A 15209-nucleotide genomic window follows, 5' to 3' on the forward strand; every position below is an offset into this window, starting at 1 on the left:
TATTTGTACGTAAGGAGAAACAAATGGGACGAATCAACATTTTAAATGGCTATAACAAGAACTCGGATGAACGGGAAAAACGGGCAATTGACCTCGTGATTGTCAATTTAATGCCGACTCGGGCAGAAACCGAACACCAATTTATTTCGGTTTTGAAGTTAACACCCTACAACTTTAACCTGACCTTTGCTGGGATGGCCACTCACCATTACCGACATTTTGAACGAGACATTCGGTCAATTTACACAACTTTGGATCAAATTCGTGACCAAAAGTTCGATGCGCTGATTGTAACCGGTGCGCCCCTCGACCAAATCCCCTTCTCAGAAGTCGATTACTGGGCTGAGTTTCAAGAATGGGTGAATTGGCGGAAAGAACATGTTCGAACGTCCCTCTTTACCTGTTGGGCCGCATGGGCAGCAGGCGAAATTGACCAGCTTTTTAAGGGACAAACGCTTTCACATAAAATTTGCGGTATCTACCAAAGCGACGGCTACACCATCCCCCATTCCCGCTATTTTACAATTGACCAAAATAGTATCGCCCATTCCGCAACGGTACTTGCTGGCACAAAAAAATTGGGTGCGACAATCGTTAAAGAAGAACAAAGTGCCAGTTATTATGTGACTGGACACTTGGAATACAGTACCCAAACCCTGGCCAATGAATTTGCACGGGACCAAAAACGGCAAAAGAACGTCAACGCGCCAGAAAATTATTTCTTGTTACGAGGGCAACCGAAAAATACCTGGCAGCGCTCAACCAGACGCTTTTTTCGTGAATGGCTAGCTCCTTTTCTAGAACTAAAATTAAAATAAATTAATTTTTTGTTGACAAACGGATGATATGCCGGTATATTTTTGGTAAATTATGAAACGTTGATGAGATAAGTAAAGTTCAGCGGCAAGTAAAGAGAGCCAACGTTTGGTGAAAGTTGGCCTTGTCAAGAACTTGAAAATGGTCTTGGAGTTGTGTAATCAGGTGAGTTTTGACATGAGCCTGATTCGGGTGCGCCCGTTATCGCGTTAGGGTATCTCATTTTGACGTACCTATCAAGTAGTTAGTAGTGATGCTAACTAGAACCTGGGTGGTAACACGATTCCGTCGTCCCGTAGTCTTTTGACTACGGGACTTTTTTATTGCAAGTAGTTAGCAGAAAAACTGAAGAAAACCTGAGGAGGTTAGGAAATGGCTACAACAATTATTGGATTCCCCCGCATTGGAGAAAATCGCGAATTGAAGCGTGCCCTCGAAAAATATTGGAAACGAGAAATCAATCAAGCTGAATTGAAGCAAGTGGCGCAGGAATTAAAAGAGAAAAACTGGCATAAGCAAGCGGAGGCCGGCTTATCATACGTTGCCGCTGGTGATTTTTCTTTCTTCGACAACCTGCTCGATTTAGCTAACCTGCTGAATATTGTGCCTAAGCGCTACCAAGAATTGGGTCTGGATGCATTGGACACCTACTTCGCCCAGGCACGTGGTTACCAATCGAAACAAGCATCGGTGAAGGCTTTACCCTTAAAGAAGTGGTTCAACACCAACTACCACTACTTAGTTCCTGAATTTGACGATCAGACGACCATCAAAATTCAAGACAGTTTCTTCTTCGAAGACATCGAACAGGCCCTAGTCCAACACAGTCAGGTGAAGGCTTCACTAATCGGACCATTCACGCTGTTAAAACTTGCCAATTTTACAGGTCAGAAACAGGCAAACGATTTCGTACCAGCAATCATTCAGGCTTATCAAGACATCTTTAAGCGACTCAGCCAAACGAAATTGGCCTGGTTACAGATTGATGAACCAGCATTAGTCTTTGATTTAACAAAAGAAGATCGCCAGTTGTTTAATAAGCTTTACCAGGAATTATTATCCGAACAGCACTCGTTCAAAGTCAATTTGCAAACTTACTTCGGGGACGTCCGCGACGTCTACACGGATTTGTTGGCTTTGGACTTTGACGGTATTGGCTTAGATTTTGTCGAAGGAAAGGAAAGCTTAGCGCTCGTTCAAAAGCACGGTTTCCCGGCAAATAAAACACTCTTTGCCGGTGTCTTGAACGGAAAAAACATTTGGCGCAATCACTATAGCAAAACCGTCAACTTGCTAAAAGAGCTGCCAGTTCGTAATAACTTGATCATCTCCACTTCGTCTTCCTTGCTCCATGTTCCCTACAATGTTGAAAACGAAAGTGAGTTGTCAAAAGACATTAAAGGCCACCTTTCCTTTGCCTACCAAAAAATAACTGAATTACACGATTTAGAAGGCATTTTCTTCCGCGGGGAAACGGAAGCGCAATTCAAAAATGACCAGTTGTTTCAAAACATTAAGCACCCCACTAACCAGAACGTTACAACTCGTCTACAACAATTAACGGAGGCAGACTTTATTCGCCAACCAGAACGTGCCAAACGCGAAGTGGTTCAAAAGAAACGTTTTGGCTTGCCAGAGTTACCAACCACAACGATTGGCTCTTTCCCGCAAACACAAGATGTGCGGACAAACCGTTCTCGTTTCCGTAAGGACGAAATTAGCCAAGCCGATTACCAGACTTTCATTGATGAAAAAATCAAACGCATCATTAATTGGCAAGAAGAGGCTGGCTTTGATGTCTTAGTTCATGGTGAATACGAGCGAAATGACATGGTCGAGTATTTCGGCGAAAACCTCGATGGTTTTGTCTTCACGAAGAAGGCCTGGGTCCAGTCATACGGTAGCCGTGCCGTTAAGCCACCAATTATTTGGGGAGACGTTAGTCGGAAAAAAGCCATTACAGTCGCTACCTCTGTTTACGCACAATCCCTGACGAATAAGCCTGTGAAAGGAATGTTGACTGGACCCGTTACCATCTTCAACTGGTCCTTCCCCCGCGAGGATATTTCTGCCAAAGAATCGGTTACTCAAATTGCGTTGGCCATTCAAGACGAAGTCTTAGACCTGGAAAAAAACGGCATTGCCATCATTCAGATTGATGAAGCCGCCCTTCGTGAGAAGCTACCCTTGCGCAAAACGGATTGGTACAGCCAATACCTCGACTGGGCCATCCCCGCCTTTAAGTTAGTCCACAGCAAGGTCCAGGACAGTACGCAAATCCACACGCACATGTGCTACAGCGAATTTAACGATATCATTCCCGCCATCGATGCACTCGATGCCGACGTCATTTCTTTTGAAGCATCGCGATCTGATTTGTCTATTATTGATGAGCTTAAGAAGCATCATTTTGAGACAGAAGTTGGACCAGGTGTCTATGATATTCACTCGCCCCGTATTCCAAGTGCCGCAGAAATTCATGGTATTATCCAAAACATTCTCGCAAAGTTACCAGTTTCTAAAGTCTGGATCAACCCAGACTGTGGTTTGAAGACCCGTGCCGAGGCCGACGTCTTTACAAGTCTCGAAAACTTAATCACGGCAACACGGGAAACACGGGCGGCCCTCAGAAAGGATTAGCAATGGATGTGTCCGAACTTTTTAAAAACAAGACGGTCTTTTCAATCGAAATTTTCCCACCAAAAACAGCTGTGGGACGCGAAAAATTAATGACTTCTCTTTTAGAAATTAGAGATATTCACCCGGATTTCATTTCAATCACGCAATCAGCGACCGCCTGTTTTAACGAGCAACGGACGCTAGCCATTGCTCAAGCAATCCAGCAAAAACTGGGTATTGCGACCATTGCTCACGTCCCCTGCCTTTACCGAACGAAAGAAGAAGTCAAAGACTACCTAACGGACTTAGAGGCAGCAGGTGTGCAGAATATTCTGGCACTGCGTGGGGATGCCGGCAATCAGCAAATTTGTCCCGGAGACTTTACCTATGCCAGTGATCTCGTCAACTTCATTAACAAGAACGGACACTTTGACATTTCTGCTGCTGCCTACCCGCAAAAGCACCCCGAATCAAGTGACATTGTGTCCGACACACTGCATCTAAAGGAAAAGGTGCAGGCAGGAGCCAAGCACTTAATCACCCAAATGGTTTTTGATAACCAAGATTACTGGGATTTTAAGGAGCGACTGGCCCTTGCTGACATTCATGTTCCAGTTGAAGTGGGCATAATGCCCTGCACCAACTCCAAGCAAATCAAACGAATTACCGAAATGTCTGGCATTAAACTACCCCAAAAATTCCTGGCCATTACCGAGCGTTACGCAGACGACCCCGTCGCCATGCGCGATGCGGGGCTCGCCTACGCAATTGACCAAATTGTTGACTTGATTGCCAATGGCGTTGACGGAATTCACCTCTATACCATGAACAACATGGAAAATACTCGACACATTTGGAATGCTATCAAAAACCTACTTCCCGACCAAAAGGTTAGTCAAAACCAAAGGACTTTTGTTGAAAAAGAACGTGTTCATGGCTAGGTTCAGCATTCCTCGTACAGTTATCACTTGAAAAAATAATAGGAGCACCTATGTCCATTACAACCACAATCATCATCGTCAGTGCGGCCATTCTCATTTTATTTGGGTTGGCCGCTTTACAAAAGAAAGGCGTCAGTTTTAATCGAATCGTACTACTGGGTTTGGTGCTAGGAATCGCCTTTGGCATCGTGACTCAAATCATTTGGGGAACCAAAAATCAAAGTGTCTTGCAAGCTGTCGATTGGATTAACATCGTTGGCAACGGCTACCTAGCCCTCCTGCAAGTACTGGTTGCTCCGTTGATTTTGATATCGATCATTGCTGCTTTTACAAAACTCGACACAAATAAAAATTTCTTGAAGATCACATTAAACGTTCTCTTAGTTTTGTTAGGAACTACGGCCATTGCTGCCCTAATCGGCACCCTTTCGGTCAGTCTCTTCCATTTGAAGGGCTCGTCGTTTATCAGCCACGCGGCAAACTCTGACACACTCGCCGTCCTTAGCCAAAAGCAATCGACTTTAACTGAGCAAACGGTGCCACAAAAAATCGTTTCTTTCCTTCCCAAAAACATTTTTGCAGATCTGTCAGCAAGCCGAGTAACCAGTACCATCGCCATCGTTATTTTTTCCTTTTTGGTTGGCCTTGCTTACCTTCGGTTACGAAAGGAAAACGAAAAGTTAGCGAATTCCTTTGCCTACGGTGTTGAAGTGATTGACGGAATTATAACAAAATTGGTGCGCATCATTATTTCGTTAACACCATACGGTATCTTTGCGTTAATGACCAAAACCGTAGCAATTAGTAGCCTGAAAACGATTACTAGCCTTGGTATTTTCATCATTACGGTTTACTTCGCCCTAGTCCTTGTTTTGGTTGTGCATACCGTGCTCCTCATCTTGAACCACATTAACCCAATCATTTACTATCAGAAAGTCTGGCCAGCACTAATTTTTGCCTTCACCTCACGTAGTTCGGCCGGCGTCCTCCCATTAAATATCGATATTCAAAAGAATCAACTCGGCGTGAATCCCGGCATTGCCGACTTTTCAGCCAGTTTCGGCTTGTCAATCGGTCAAAACGGTTGCGCTGGTATCTATCCAGCTATTCTGGCTGCCATTTCCGCCACCCTTTCTGGAACGAACATTCTCTCCCCACAATTTGTGATCACGTTGGTTGCTGTCGTAACCGTCGCCTCCTTTGGTGTTGCTGGTTCAGGGGGTGGTGCTACCTTCGCCAGTCTGATTGTCCTAGGAACACTGAATCTTCCTCTCAGCATCATGGCATTGGTCATCGCTGTTGATCCAATTGTCGACATGGGTCGGACCTTAGTGAACGTAAACGATAGCATCATCGCTGGTTTATTAACCGCCAAACACAACCACTTACTTGATACGAAAGTATTAGAAGAGGCCCAATCCAAGTCAACACTTATCATCGATTAATGTCACTGAAAAAAGCCACCGTCGTGGTGGTTTTTTTGTTATTGCAAAAAGTCTGTCTCAACCCTTCTAAAAAACAGTCGACAAAACCATCTTGAATATGCTATCTTAATGGAGTAGCAAAGCTACAAAATAAAAAATGTCCACTGGGGTGCCAATACGGCTGAGATGATACCCATTGAACCTGATTCTAGTTAATACTAGCGTAGGAACGTGGTCACTTGATCTTTTTTGAATGGATTCAGTGTCAGCACTTTCTGCCAAGCGTGGAAAGTGCTTTTTTGCGGCTACCCGTTGGACAGACGGAGGAAACATGAAATTTTCAGAACAACTACAGGCACAGGCCAAGCCGATTATGGATGCCATCAACAAGCATCCTTTCGTCGAAGGATTGGCTAAGGGCGACCTTCCAAAGGAAGCGTTGATTAGCTACGTCCAACAGGACTATCTCTTCTTAAAGAAGTTGCGCGAAGTTTGGGCTTCGGCCATTCGAATGAGCAAAACTGACGAACAAGTTCGCTTTTTCTGGGGAATTATTGAAGTCATTTTGGACGCCGAGTGTGATGCGTACGATACGTTCTGTGAGCAAGCGGGCGTCAAGATGGAAGACATGAAAAACGCCATCCCTTCTCCCAAAGCCTATTTGTATGAAGCCCATTTAGATCAAGCCGTTCTTTCAGGAAACATGTTCTACTTGTTGGCTGCCTTTGCCCCAACACCATGGACCTATCTTGAGTTTACGAGACACATTTTGGATTCAGATGCCGACATGACCGACAATCCATTCAAGCCTGTCTTGGACTTTTACCTGAATGAAGAAAACTATGCTGGTCCGACGTTCAAGTTTATCGATGAAATGGCTGAAACGGCAACTAAGGAAGAATTAGCCGAAGCTAGCCAATTCTTTTTGAAGACTTGCGAATTAGAGTGGCAATTCTGGGAACAGGCCTATTACCAACAAGACTGGCACTTCAAAGAAGTATTAGAGGCTAGTCGTCTAGAAATGACTAAATAACGAATTCAGTCAAAAAGAGCAGAAACATTGATATGTTTCTGCTCTTTTTGTCTACTTAATTAAATACTGGACTGCCTGATCATGCTGGTTAATCGGCCAAGTCAAGCCGCTTTGTTCCTCAAGAACTAATCCAACAGAAGCCCCCTCGTAATCAGATAGGAAGCAATCATAATAACCGCCACCGAAGCCTAACCGATGGTGGCTAACAATGTCAAAGGCCAGTGCCGGCACAATGACTAAATCCAGATTATCTTTAGCAATGGTCACTTCGCTAGCCGGTTCCCATAAGCCAAGCTTTCCTGATTGAACCAATGGCGTTTCCCTTGTCACTAAGCGAAATGACAAGACTCGGTTTGCTTCGACTTTGGCAAGGTAGACAAACTTTCCCTCTTGCCAAGCCCTCTGAATAATTGGTTCTGTTGCGACTTCAAAAGCCATGGCGTGCGTCAAAGCGACGTGGTGGGCCTGCTGCCAGAACGAACTGGCGAAGAGTTTTTGGTGCAGTTGCTTTTCTTCTGCCGCCTTTTTGTCAGGATGATCAGCTACCAGTTTTTTTAAACGGTTTTGCTGATGTCGCCTGGCTAATCCTTTTGATTCAAACATTTTAATCAGTTCACTTATGGCATACCGTGCATCATGGCAAGTTTTTCAGCATCTTGCTTAATTCCCTTCAATACCTTTTGGTCTTCAGGGTTTTCCAGAGCGCCGACAATTAAACGGGCGACCTTTCGAGCAGCTGCCTCGTCAAAGCCACGTGTCGTAATGGCCGCAGTTCCGATTCGAATACCAGACGTCACGAATGGTGACCGCTGTTCGTTTGGCAAGGCTTCCTTATTCGTTGTAATGGCGACCGAATCAAGTAGCTCTTGCGCTTCCTTCCCCGTCAAACCCGTTGCTGTCAAATCCAGGTTGAAGAGGTGGTTATCCGTACCACCAGCAACCACTCGGATAGTTGGGGCTTCGTGAAAGACTTCAACCATTGCCTGAGCATTTTTAATGACCTGTTCTGCATAGGTCTTAAAAGCCGGCTGCATGGCCTCCCCAAAAGCAACGGCTTTGGCTGCAATCACGTGCTCCAAAGGTCCACCCTGAGAACCAGGGAAAATGGCGGAATTTAACTTCTTGGCATACTTTTCCTGCGACAAGATGACCCCACCTCGTGGTCCACGAAGGGTCTTGTGTGTCGTGGAAGTCACCACGTCCGCAATGCCCACCGGGTTTTGGTGCAAGCCTGCAGCAACCAAACCAGCAATGTGCGCCATATCAACCATTAGGTAGGCACCGACTTCATCTGCAATATCTCGGAACTTTTTAAAGTCAATGGCCCGTGAGTAAGCCGAAGCGCCAGCCACAATCAGTTTAGGCTGAACCGCCTTGGCCTTGGCCAAAATGGCTTCATAATCTAATAACTCGGTTTCGGGATCCAAACCGTACGTTTCTGAATGATAGACTTTACCAGAAAAAGAAACCTTTGCGCCATGTGTTAAATGACCGCCTGCGTCCAAATCCATTCCAAGAATCGTATCACCCGGATTCAAAAAGGCCATGTAAGCTGCCGCATTGGCTTGTGAACCAGAATGTGGTTGTACGTTTGCGTATTCAGCACCGAAAAGCGCCTTCAAGCGGTCAATGGCTGCCTGTTCAATCACATCGACGTATTCCGTTCCACCGTAGTAGCGCTTGTAGGGATAACCCTCCGCATACTTGTTGGTTAGCACAGAGCCTTGTGCTGCTCGTACAGCTGGTGAGGCAAAGTTTTCAGAAGCAATCAATTCAATCGTTCGATTCTGGCGTGCTGCTTCCTGTTCAATTCCCGAAAAAATCAAGGGATCTTGTTCCATAAATGTCATTTACTTTTCTCCTACGTGTATGTGGTCCGGACAAAATGACTGAACACGATTGTTCAATCCTTTAAAAACATATGTTTAGTATACGATATTTATCCATTTACCAGGGTCTTTTTGAAAAATAAATTCGCTGCTAATTCACTGTTGAAAGGCAATCAGATGGTTAAAATTCATGCAAAAAGTTGGTTAATGCCGACGCAGACAAACCGTTCTCTAATCCAATCAACAATTTCAATCGAGCCTTTTGACCGTTGACCGCTCGTGCAAAAATAGCACCTGCCTTTTCTAATTGAATTCCACCACCTAGGTAGTCATAGACGGGTTCGGCAATGCCGTTATAAGAACGAGAAACAATAACAACTGGAATATCAGCGTCTAATAACTTCTGCACCCCACGGGCCGCGTCCTCCCCTAAATTACCAGCACCCAAGGCTTCAATAATGATGCCATCGATATGTTCACTTTCAGCAAAAAGCGAGAGAATTTGACCATCCATTCCCGCGTATGCCTTCATGACCGGAATTTTCTTGCTAACATCAGCAATCGGATAGGTCATCGTCTTTGGCAGATCGTAGAAGAAGATAATTTGACGCTTCGTAATCATCCCCATTGGTCCCGAAATGGGTGATGCAAAAGTCGCCACGTTCGTGGCATGCGTCTTGGTGACGAAGCGGGCCGCATGGATTTCATCATTCAACACGACCATGACCCCACGGTTGGCCGCTTCGCTATCAATCGCAACCCGAAGCGCTGATTGAAAATTATAAAGACCGTCTGAGCCAAGTTCATTCGAGGAACGCATGGCACCGGTCATCACAATGGGAATGGACAAGTCGAGTGTTTTATCCAGGAAAAAAGACGTTTCCTCGAGCGTGTCCGTTCCATGTGTAATCACAACGCCGTCATAGTCCTTGTCAGCATCCTTTAGACGGTTATAGAGCTGCAACATGTGCTGGGGCGTAATGTGCTCTGAGGGTAAATTAAAGATGTTTTCAATATCAAGGTCGACAGCGGGCAAATCAAATTGTGCTTGATTCAATGGGTTCTCAACCCCAACTTCAACATCGCCGTCTTCATCAGCGTGCATGGCAATGGTCCCACCAGTATGCAAAACTAGAATTTTTTTCATGATTCGTTCTCCTTTGGACGTGGTTTAAGCGTTAATTGCCCTTCAAAAGCAGCCATTTTCTGAATAAAACGCTTTTCTTTTGGTTGAAAGCCAAGCTGTCGGTCATATAAATAGTCCACAACTCGTTGAATGCCACGCTTGGTAACCGGTGACAAATTGACTTTTCCCATCTTTGCAAGATCAATTGTTGAAAAAAGTCGCAAGTAATAAACTGTTTTTTGGTCTAAATGAAGGCGGTGGTCATCCATGTCAAAATGGGCCTTCTCAATAATCCCATTGTATTTTTCTGAATAATCAAAATCGCCGGTCTGTGCTCCAGACAATGGATCCCGCTGCCAATTTGGTGAAATGCCAAAAACCGGCAATAGTTGCAACTCCACAACGTTGGCAATCACCTGGGGATCCTTTTTTGCATTTAGTTGGTCAAAGGCGGCCAACGTCTTAGCATACCATTCTGGCTGCGGCACGTTTTCTTCGAACGCCACGGTCAAATCCTTTGCAATCAGAGCCGCGTAGGCCGCAGTGGTGAGGTCCACTACCACGTTTTTATAAATACGACTTTCCTGAACAGAATTAATGAAGGCCAAGCCCTGTTGATTTTTAGGGTAAGCCCCATCTACCACCAACCAGGTGAAGGGCTGACTCACTGCCGCCAACTGCGATTTTTGTTTTTTGGCACCACGTGCCATGGCCGTGATGATTCCCTGCTCCTTTGAGAAAATTTTGACTAGCAGATCATTTTCTCGATATGGCATAGTGTTTAGAATAAGTCCTTCAATCAGTGCCATGGCTGTCCCCCCCTTCAAAAATGATAATGTACGAAAAAGCGGCCAGTGTGCGACCAGCCGCAATGTCTTATTTAATTTAAAAGTCGTCCTTGCGATAACCAAGTGACTGCAAGGCCTGTGGACGGTCACGCCAGCGTTCTTCAACCTTCACCCAGGTTTCCAAAAAGACACGTGAACCGAGCAAACGCTCGATATCCTTACGAGCACGGGTTCCGATTTGTTTAATCATCTTCCCCTGCTTACCAATCACGATGTTCTTTTGCGTTGGTCGCTCCACGATAATGGAGGCTTGAATGTGGACAATCCCATCGGCTTCCGTCGCAATTTTGTCAATGACCACGGCCACCGAATGAGGCACTTCTTGTTGCGTTAATTGCAAGACTTTTTCACGAATCAATTCCGAAATAACGAACCGCTCTGGGTGATCCGTCAACTGATCAGAATCAAAGTACTGTGGACCTTCGTCCAGGTCCTTGATGACCGTTTCTAGCAATTCAGGAACGTTGTCACCCTCAGTTGCTGAAATAGGGAAAATTTCCGTCCATTCAGGAGCATCTTCTTGGTAAGTCTTAATGACTTCAAAAAGGTCTTCCTTCTTTAACAAGTCAACCTTGTTCACCAAAAGAAAGATTGGCGTATTCTTCACTTCTTTCAAGCGATTAATAATAAAGTTATCACCCGCCCCACGCTTCTTTGAAGCATCGACCACAAACCAAATGGCATCGGCTTCATGAAGGGCAGAAAAGGCAGACTTCACCATGTAATCACCCAATGAATTTTGTGGCTTATGAACACCGGGTGTATCAATAAAGACAACTTGGGCGTCATCTGTCGTGTAGATTCCCTGAATTTTATTACGAGTGGTTTGCGCCTTGTTCGACATGATGGCAATCTTTTCACCAACAATGCGATTTAGAAGCGTTGATTTACCAACGTTTGGCCGACCAATGATGGCCACGAAACCGGATTTAAATCCTTCTTTTGTCATGAATTATCCTTTCAAACGATGAATGAAACGTGAAAAATCAGTTTGGATACCGAAGAAATGCCAGAGATGGGGCTGGAAAATGATGAAGAGAATCACCATTTCGGCAGCAACCGAAACCACGACCATTCCTGCGGAGACATCTTTCACCAAACCAGCGAGGGGATGGTAGCGTTTATCAACCATGAGGTCAATCACTGCTTCCACAACCGTGTTAACAAATTCGCCGTAAATGGCCAGAAAAACGCCTATGACCACCCACAACCATTCAGAACGGTTTAACCCAAGGTAGAGGCCACCAGCCAAGACAACGAGGGCAAAGCCGACGTGAAAGCGCATGTTGCGCTCCCGTACAAGAACGAGGAAAATCCCCTTTAGTGCATTAAAAAGCGATTTAAAAAAGTTACGATTACGACCAGTTTCACGCCCATGCTCCGAAGAAACCTCCACTTGTTGGCTCTTCTGTTGAACCTTGTTTGCTGAGTCCAGTTCGTCTTGGAAAGTCGCAAGTTCGTCACGTTGGAGGTTATTCCCCCGCTTAGCGTCGGAGTCCATAGTCATCTAAAATATTCCTTTGCAAATCAAACATTTCTTTCTCTTCTTTTTCACCCAACATATGGTCATAACCATTAAGGTGTAAGAACCCATGAACGACAAGGAAACCCAATTCCCGCTCAAAGGAATGGCCGAGGTATTCAGCCTGACTCTCAATAATGTCAACGGAAACTAAAATATCGCCAATGTTCTTAGCAATTTCTTCATCCATTTCTTCGTCGTCCAAAATTGGGCTATCATCGCCGTCTTCTTCAATGGCGAAGGAAATGACATCTGTTGGCTTATCAAGTCCGCGATAATCGCGGTTATATGCCTGAATGGCATCGTTATTCATAAACGTCACGGACATTTCAGTATTGTCAGGCAATTTTAAATATCGACCGGCATAGTCTAAAACATAAGTCACCAAGTCTCTATGGTACTGCGTGACCCCGTCTTTGGTTTGATCAATTAACGCTAAATCCATTATGCTTTTCCTTCTTCACGTGCTTGTTTTAAAGCTTTGATTTTTTCATCTGCTTCGTCGTAGGCAGAAACTATCTGGCCAACCACTGGGTGTCGAACGACATCTTGACTGTCAAAGTGGACAAAGTCAACCCGATTCAATCCTTGCAAGATTTTTTGGGCTGCTAACAAGCCGGACTTCACGCCCTTTGGTAAATCAATCTGCGATGGATCGCCATTGACAACCATTTTAGATTGGAATCCTAAACGAGTCAGCACCATCTTCATTTGGGCGTTCGTGGTGTTTTGCGCTTCATCAACAATAATAAAAGCATCATCGAGCGTTCGACCACGCATGTATGCCAGTGGCGCAATTTCTAAGACGCCTCTCTCAATTAAGCGCTCCACATGTTCGGCACCAATTAAGGTATTCATCGCATCATAGATTGGCCGCATGTATGGGTCAACTTTTTCTTTTAAATCACCTGGCAAAAAGCCAAGTGACTCACCCGCCTCGACAGCCGGTCGAGCAATAATAATTCGCTCGACGTCGCCTTTTTTAAGCGCGGCCACGGCCATTGCCACGGCCAAGAACGTCTTACCAGTACCAGCAGCCCCAATCCCAAAGGTTAAGTCATTGTGCTTGATGGCCGAAACATACTGCCGCTGACCATAGTTTTTCACACGAATGGCACGGCCACGTCGGTCTTTTAGAATGGATTCTTGGTAAAAGTCCAAGAAGTACTCCAACGTTCCCTTCTTAGCCATTGTTGTAGCAGAAACAACATCAGCCGGGCCAACCAACACCTGCTTTTTTACTAATTGTGTTAACACGTTCAAAACAGAAAGCGCCTTCGATACAGCCTCCTCATCACCTTCAATGGCGACTTGGGTACCACGAGTGTGCAGGGAAACTGCTAATGCTTCCTCAATCAGGATGAGCAGTTGATCGTTAGCACCAGTTAAGGCGCTTTGCTGTTCAACGTTTTGAAAGGTAAAAATCTTTTCGTTTTGTTTTGTCAAAAATCATATCCCTCATTTGCTTGGAACTTTCTTCATTTTAACACAAAAAAAGCCCGACAGAGTCGGACTTTTCGTGATTTTTACAGCTTTAATTAGAGTGTTTCAACAGAAACGTTGTTAGCTGACTTTGTCTTGTCAAGTGGGGCAACTGTCATCACAACAATCTTGTCACCTGATTCGGCCAAACCTTGGTCCTTTGCAACTTGCTTAGCTTCAACAATCAAGTCATCAACTGACTTTGGTGTTTCGGCCAAGATAGGAAGAACGCCGTTGTTCAAAGTCAAACCACGTTGTACGCGTTCTTCAGCAGTCAAGGCAACGATTGGTGCCAATGGACGGTGCTTTGAAACCATACGTGCTTCGTAACCAGTGTCAGTCAAAACAACAACGGCCTTGGCTGAAACTGAATCAGCCAAACGAGCAGCTGCTGAAGCAACTGATTCAACTGAATCGTTGTGGTAGAACGTGTCTTGGTGACGTGAGTAAAGAGGCAAAACAGTTTCTGCCTTTTCATCCAACTTAGCCATCATTGTAACAGCTTCAACTGGGTATTCACCGTTAGCTGATTCACCAGACAACATCGTTGCATCAGTACCATCCCAAACAGCGTTGGCAACGTCAGATGCTTCGGCACGTGTAGGACGTGGGTTGTCTTCCATTGAGTCAAGCATTTGAGTGGCAGTGATAACTGGCAAACCACGCTTGTTCATGTTAGCCATCATTTCCTTTTGAATCAAAGGAACGTTTTCGGCAGGAATTTCAACACCCATGTCTCCACGAGGAATCATCAAACCGTCAGATACGTCCAAGACAGCATCCAAGTTGTCGATACCTTCTTGTGACTCAATCTTAGGAATGATTTGAACATGTTCCATGTTCTTTTCCTTCAACAAAGCACGGATTTCCAAAACATCTTCAGGCTTACGAACGAATGAAGCCGCGATGTAGTTGATTTCGTGATCCAAACCGAAACGAATGTCATCAGCATCCTTTTCAGTGATACCTGGCAAGTTGATTGATACGCCAGGGGCGTTAACACCCTTACGTGAACCAAGCAAACCATGGTTATCAGCCTTTACGACCAATTCCTTGTTAGCTTCGTCCTTTTCCATGATAGTCGTTCCAAGCAAACCATCATCAAAGAGAACCTTTCCGCCAACCTTTACATCATCGAACAAACCTGGGTAAGTAACGGCGATCTTGTCGTGTGTACCTTCCAAGCTTGCGTCCATTGAGATGCGGAATACATCACCAGTGGCGAATTGAATCTTACCATCTGCTTGCTTCGTGGTACGGATTTCCGCACCCTTCGTGTCAAGCAAACGTCCAACAGTCTTACCAGTAATCTTTTCGGCTTCAGCCACCTTTTGCATGCGGCCCAAGTGTTCTTCATGATCACCGTGGGAGAAGTTGAAACGGAATACGTTAGCACCAGCTTCAATTAACTTCACAATGGTTTCGACATCATTTGATGACGGACCAAGCGTTGAGACGATTTTCGTCTTTTTCATGGGTATATTGCTCCTTTGATATCTTGGTGAGTTGCGACAAACAACTTCCTACAGACATTGTAATACACTAGGCAACCATTTCACAAGCTAGAAT

General features: G+C 45.0%; 14 protein-coding genes, 1 riboswitch and 1 other annotated feature. Of the genes, 5 read left to right on the forward strand and 9 right to left on the reverse strand.

Features of this window, described 5'->3' with window-relative positions:
• Positions 1–23: 23 nt before the first annotated feature.
• The 5 genes from ACSYSL_RS01900 to ACSYSL_RS01920 all read left to right on the forward strand — a co-directional run bounded on the left by ACSYSL_RS01900 (position 24) and on the right by ACSYSL_RS01920 (position 6833).
• Positions 24–818, forward strand: coding sequence for a homoserine O-acetyltransferase/O-succinyltransferase family protein (locus tag ACSYSL_RS01900; RefSeq protein ID WP_491708892.1), 795 nt, complete (start codon positions 24–26; stop codon positions 816–818).
• Positions 819–869: 51 nt separating this feature from the next.
• Positions 870–1115 (forward strand) — a binding site (T-box leader).
• Between the two features lie 73 nt (positions 1116–1188).
• Positions 1189–3456 (forward strand): 5-methyltetrahydropteroyltriglutamate--homocysteine S-methyltransferase, encoded by a 2268-nt coding sequence (gene metE, locus ACSYSL_RS01905; RefSeq protein ID WP_491708893.1) that lies wholly within the window; start codon positions 1189–1191, stop codon positions 3454–3456.
• Between the two features lie 2 nt (positions 3457–3458).
• Complete coding sequence (gene metF / locus ACSYSL_RS01910; RefSeq protein ID WP_491708894.1) at positions 3459–4376, forward strand: methylenetetrahydrofolate reductase [NAD(P)H]; 918 nt, start codon at positions 3459–3461, stop codon at positions 4374–4376.
• 50 nt (positions 4377–4426) lie between these two features.
• Positions 4427–5821, forward strand: coding sequence for a cation:dicarboxylate symporter family transporter (locus tag ACSYSL_RS01915; protein WP_491708895.1), 1395 nt, complete (start codon positions 4427–4429; stop codon positions 5819–5821).
• Between the two features lie 134 nt (positions 5822–5955).
• Positions 5956–6048: riboswitch (TPP riboswitch) on the forward strand.
• A gap of 83 nt (positions 6049–6131) precedes the next feature.
• Complete coding sequence (locus ACSYSL_RS01920) at positions 6132–6833, forward strand: TenA family protein (protein ID WP_491708896.1); 702 nt, start codon at positions 6132–6134, stop codon at positions 6831–6833.
• 51 nt (positions 6834–6884) lie between these two features.
• Here the strand turns inward: ACSYSL_RS01920 and ACSYSL_RS01925 are convergent, their stop codons facing one another.
• From ACSYSL_RS01925 to pyk, 9 genes are all read right to left on the reverse strand, one after another.
• On the reverse strand, positions 6885–7436 hold the full coding sequence (locus ACSYSL_RS01925) for a 5-formyltetrahydrofolate cyclo-ligase (RefSeq protein ID WP_491708897.1): 552 nt from the start codon (positions 7434–7436) through the stop codon (positions 6885–6887).
• A 14-nt stretch (positions 7437–7450) separates the two neighbouring features.
• The gene (gene glyA, locus ACSYSL_RS01930) at positions 7451–8683 is read right to left on the reverse strand and encodes a serine hydroxymethyltransferase (RefSeq protein ID WP_491708898.1); all 1233 of its coding nucleotides are present in this window, start codon (positions 8681–8683) and stop codon (positions 7451–7453) included.
• Between the two features lie 160 nt (positions 8684–8843).
• Positions 8844–9809, reverse strand: coding sequence for an asparaginase (locus ACSYSL_RS01935; protein WP_491708899.1), 966 nt, complete (start codon positions 9807–9809; stop codon positions 8844–8846).
• A complete protein-coding gene (recO, locus tag ACSYSL_RS01940; protein ID WP_491708900.1) occupies positions 9806–10597 on the reverse strand; it encodes a DNA repair protein RecO in 792 nt (263 codons plus the stop codon). Before recO ends, ACSYSL_RS01935 begins: the two co-directional genes overlap by 4 nt.
• Positions 10598–10673: 76 nt before the next feature.
• Positions 10674–11585, reverse strand: coding sequence for a GTPase Era (gene era, locus ACSYSL_RS01945; RefSeq protein WP_010691717.1), 912 nt, complete (start codon positions 11583–11585; stop codon positions 10674–10676).
• 3 nt (positions 11586–11588) lie between these two features.
• Complete coding sequence (locus tag ACSYSL_RS01950) at positions 11589–12143, reverse strand: diacylglycerol kinase family protein (RefSeq protein WP_491708901.1); 555 nt, start codon at positions 12141–12143, stop codon at positions 11589–11591.
• Positions 12121–12603, reverse strand: a complete 483-nt coding sequence (gene ybeY, locus ACSYSL_RS01955) for an rRNA maturation RNase YbeY (protein ID WP_491708902.1) — start codon at positions 12601–12603, stop codon at positions 12121–12123. The genes ACSYSL_RS01950 and ybeY overlap by 23 nt, the downstream gene beginning before the upstream one ends.
• Complete coding sequence (locus ACSYSL_RS01960) at positions 12603–13604, reverse strand: PhoH family protein (protein WP_491708903.1); 1002 nt, start codon at positions 13602–13604, stop codon at positions 12603–12605. The genes ybeY and ACSYSL_RS01960 overlap by 1 nt, the downstream gene beginning before the upstream one ends.
• A 92-nt stretch (positions 13605–13696) precedes the next feature.
• Positions 13697–15115, reverse strand: coding sequence for a pyruvate kinase (gene pyk, locus ACSYSL_RS01965; protein ID WP_010691725.1), 1419 nt, complete (start codon positions 15113–15115; stop codon positions 13697–13699).
• Between the last annotated feature and the right edge of the window lie 94 nt (positions 15116–15209).

This window comes from Fructobacillus sp. ESL1129 (assembly GCF_058507945.1).

Excerpts from the sequence above, each read along its gene's own strand:
- ACSYSL_RS01900 (WP_491708892.1), top strand. The coding sequence starts at position 24 with ATGGGACGAATCAACATTTTAAATGGCTATAACAAGAACTCGGATGAA.
- metE (WP_491708893.1), top strand. The coding sequence starts at position 1,189 with ATGGCTACAACAATTATTGGATTCCCCCGCATTGGAGAAAATCGCGAA.
- metF (WP_491708894.1), top strand. The coding sequence starts at position 3,459 with ATGGATGTGTCCGAACTTTTTAAAAACAAGACGGTCTTTTCAATCGAA.
- ACSYSL_RS01915 (WP_491708895.1), top strand. The coding sequence starts at position 4,427 with ATGTCCATTACAACCACAATCATCATCGTCAGTGCGGCCATTCTCATT.
- ACSYSL_RS01920 (WP_491708896.1), top strand. The coding sequence starts at position 6,132 with ATGAAATTTTCAGAACAACTACAGGCACAGGCCAAGCCGATTATGGAT.
- ACSYSL_RS01925 (WP_491708897.1), bottom strand. The coding sequence starts at position 7,436 with ATGTTTGAATCAAAAGGATTAGCCAGGCGACATCAGCAAAACCGTTTA.
- glyA (WP_491708898.1), bottom strand. The coding sequence starts at position 8,683 with ATGACATTTATGGAACAAGATCCCTTGATTTTTTCGGGAATTGAACAG.
- ACSYSL_RS01935 (WP_491708899.1), bottom strand. The coding sequence starts at position 9,809 with ATGAAAAAAATTCTAGTTTTGCATACTGGTGGGACCATTGCCATGCAC.
- recO (WP_491708900.1), bottom strand. The coding sequence starts at position 10,597 with ATGGCACTGATTGAAGGACTTATTCTAAACACTATGCCATATCGAGAA.
- era (WP_010691717.1), bottom strand. The coding sequence starts at position 11,585 with ATGACAAAAGAAGGATTTAAATCCGGTTTCGTGGCCATCATTGGTCGG.
- ACSYSL_RS01950 (WP_491708901.1), bottom strand. The coding sequence starts at position 12,143 with ATGACTATGGACTCCGACGCTAAGCGGGGGAATAACCTCCAACGTGAC.
- ybeY (WP_491708902.1), bottom strand. The coding sequence starts at position 12,603 with ATGGATTTAGCGTTAATTGATCAAACCAAAGACGGGGTCACGCAGTAC.
- pyk (WP_010691725.1), bottom strand. The coding sequence starts at position 15,115 with ATGAAAAAGACGAAAATCGTCTCAACGCTTGGTCCGTCATCAAATGAT.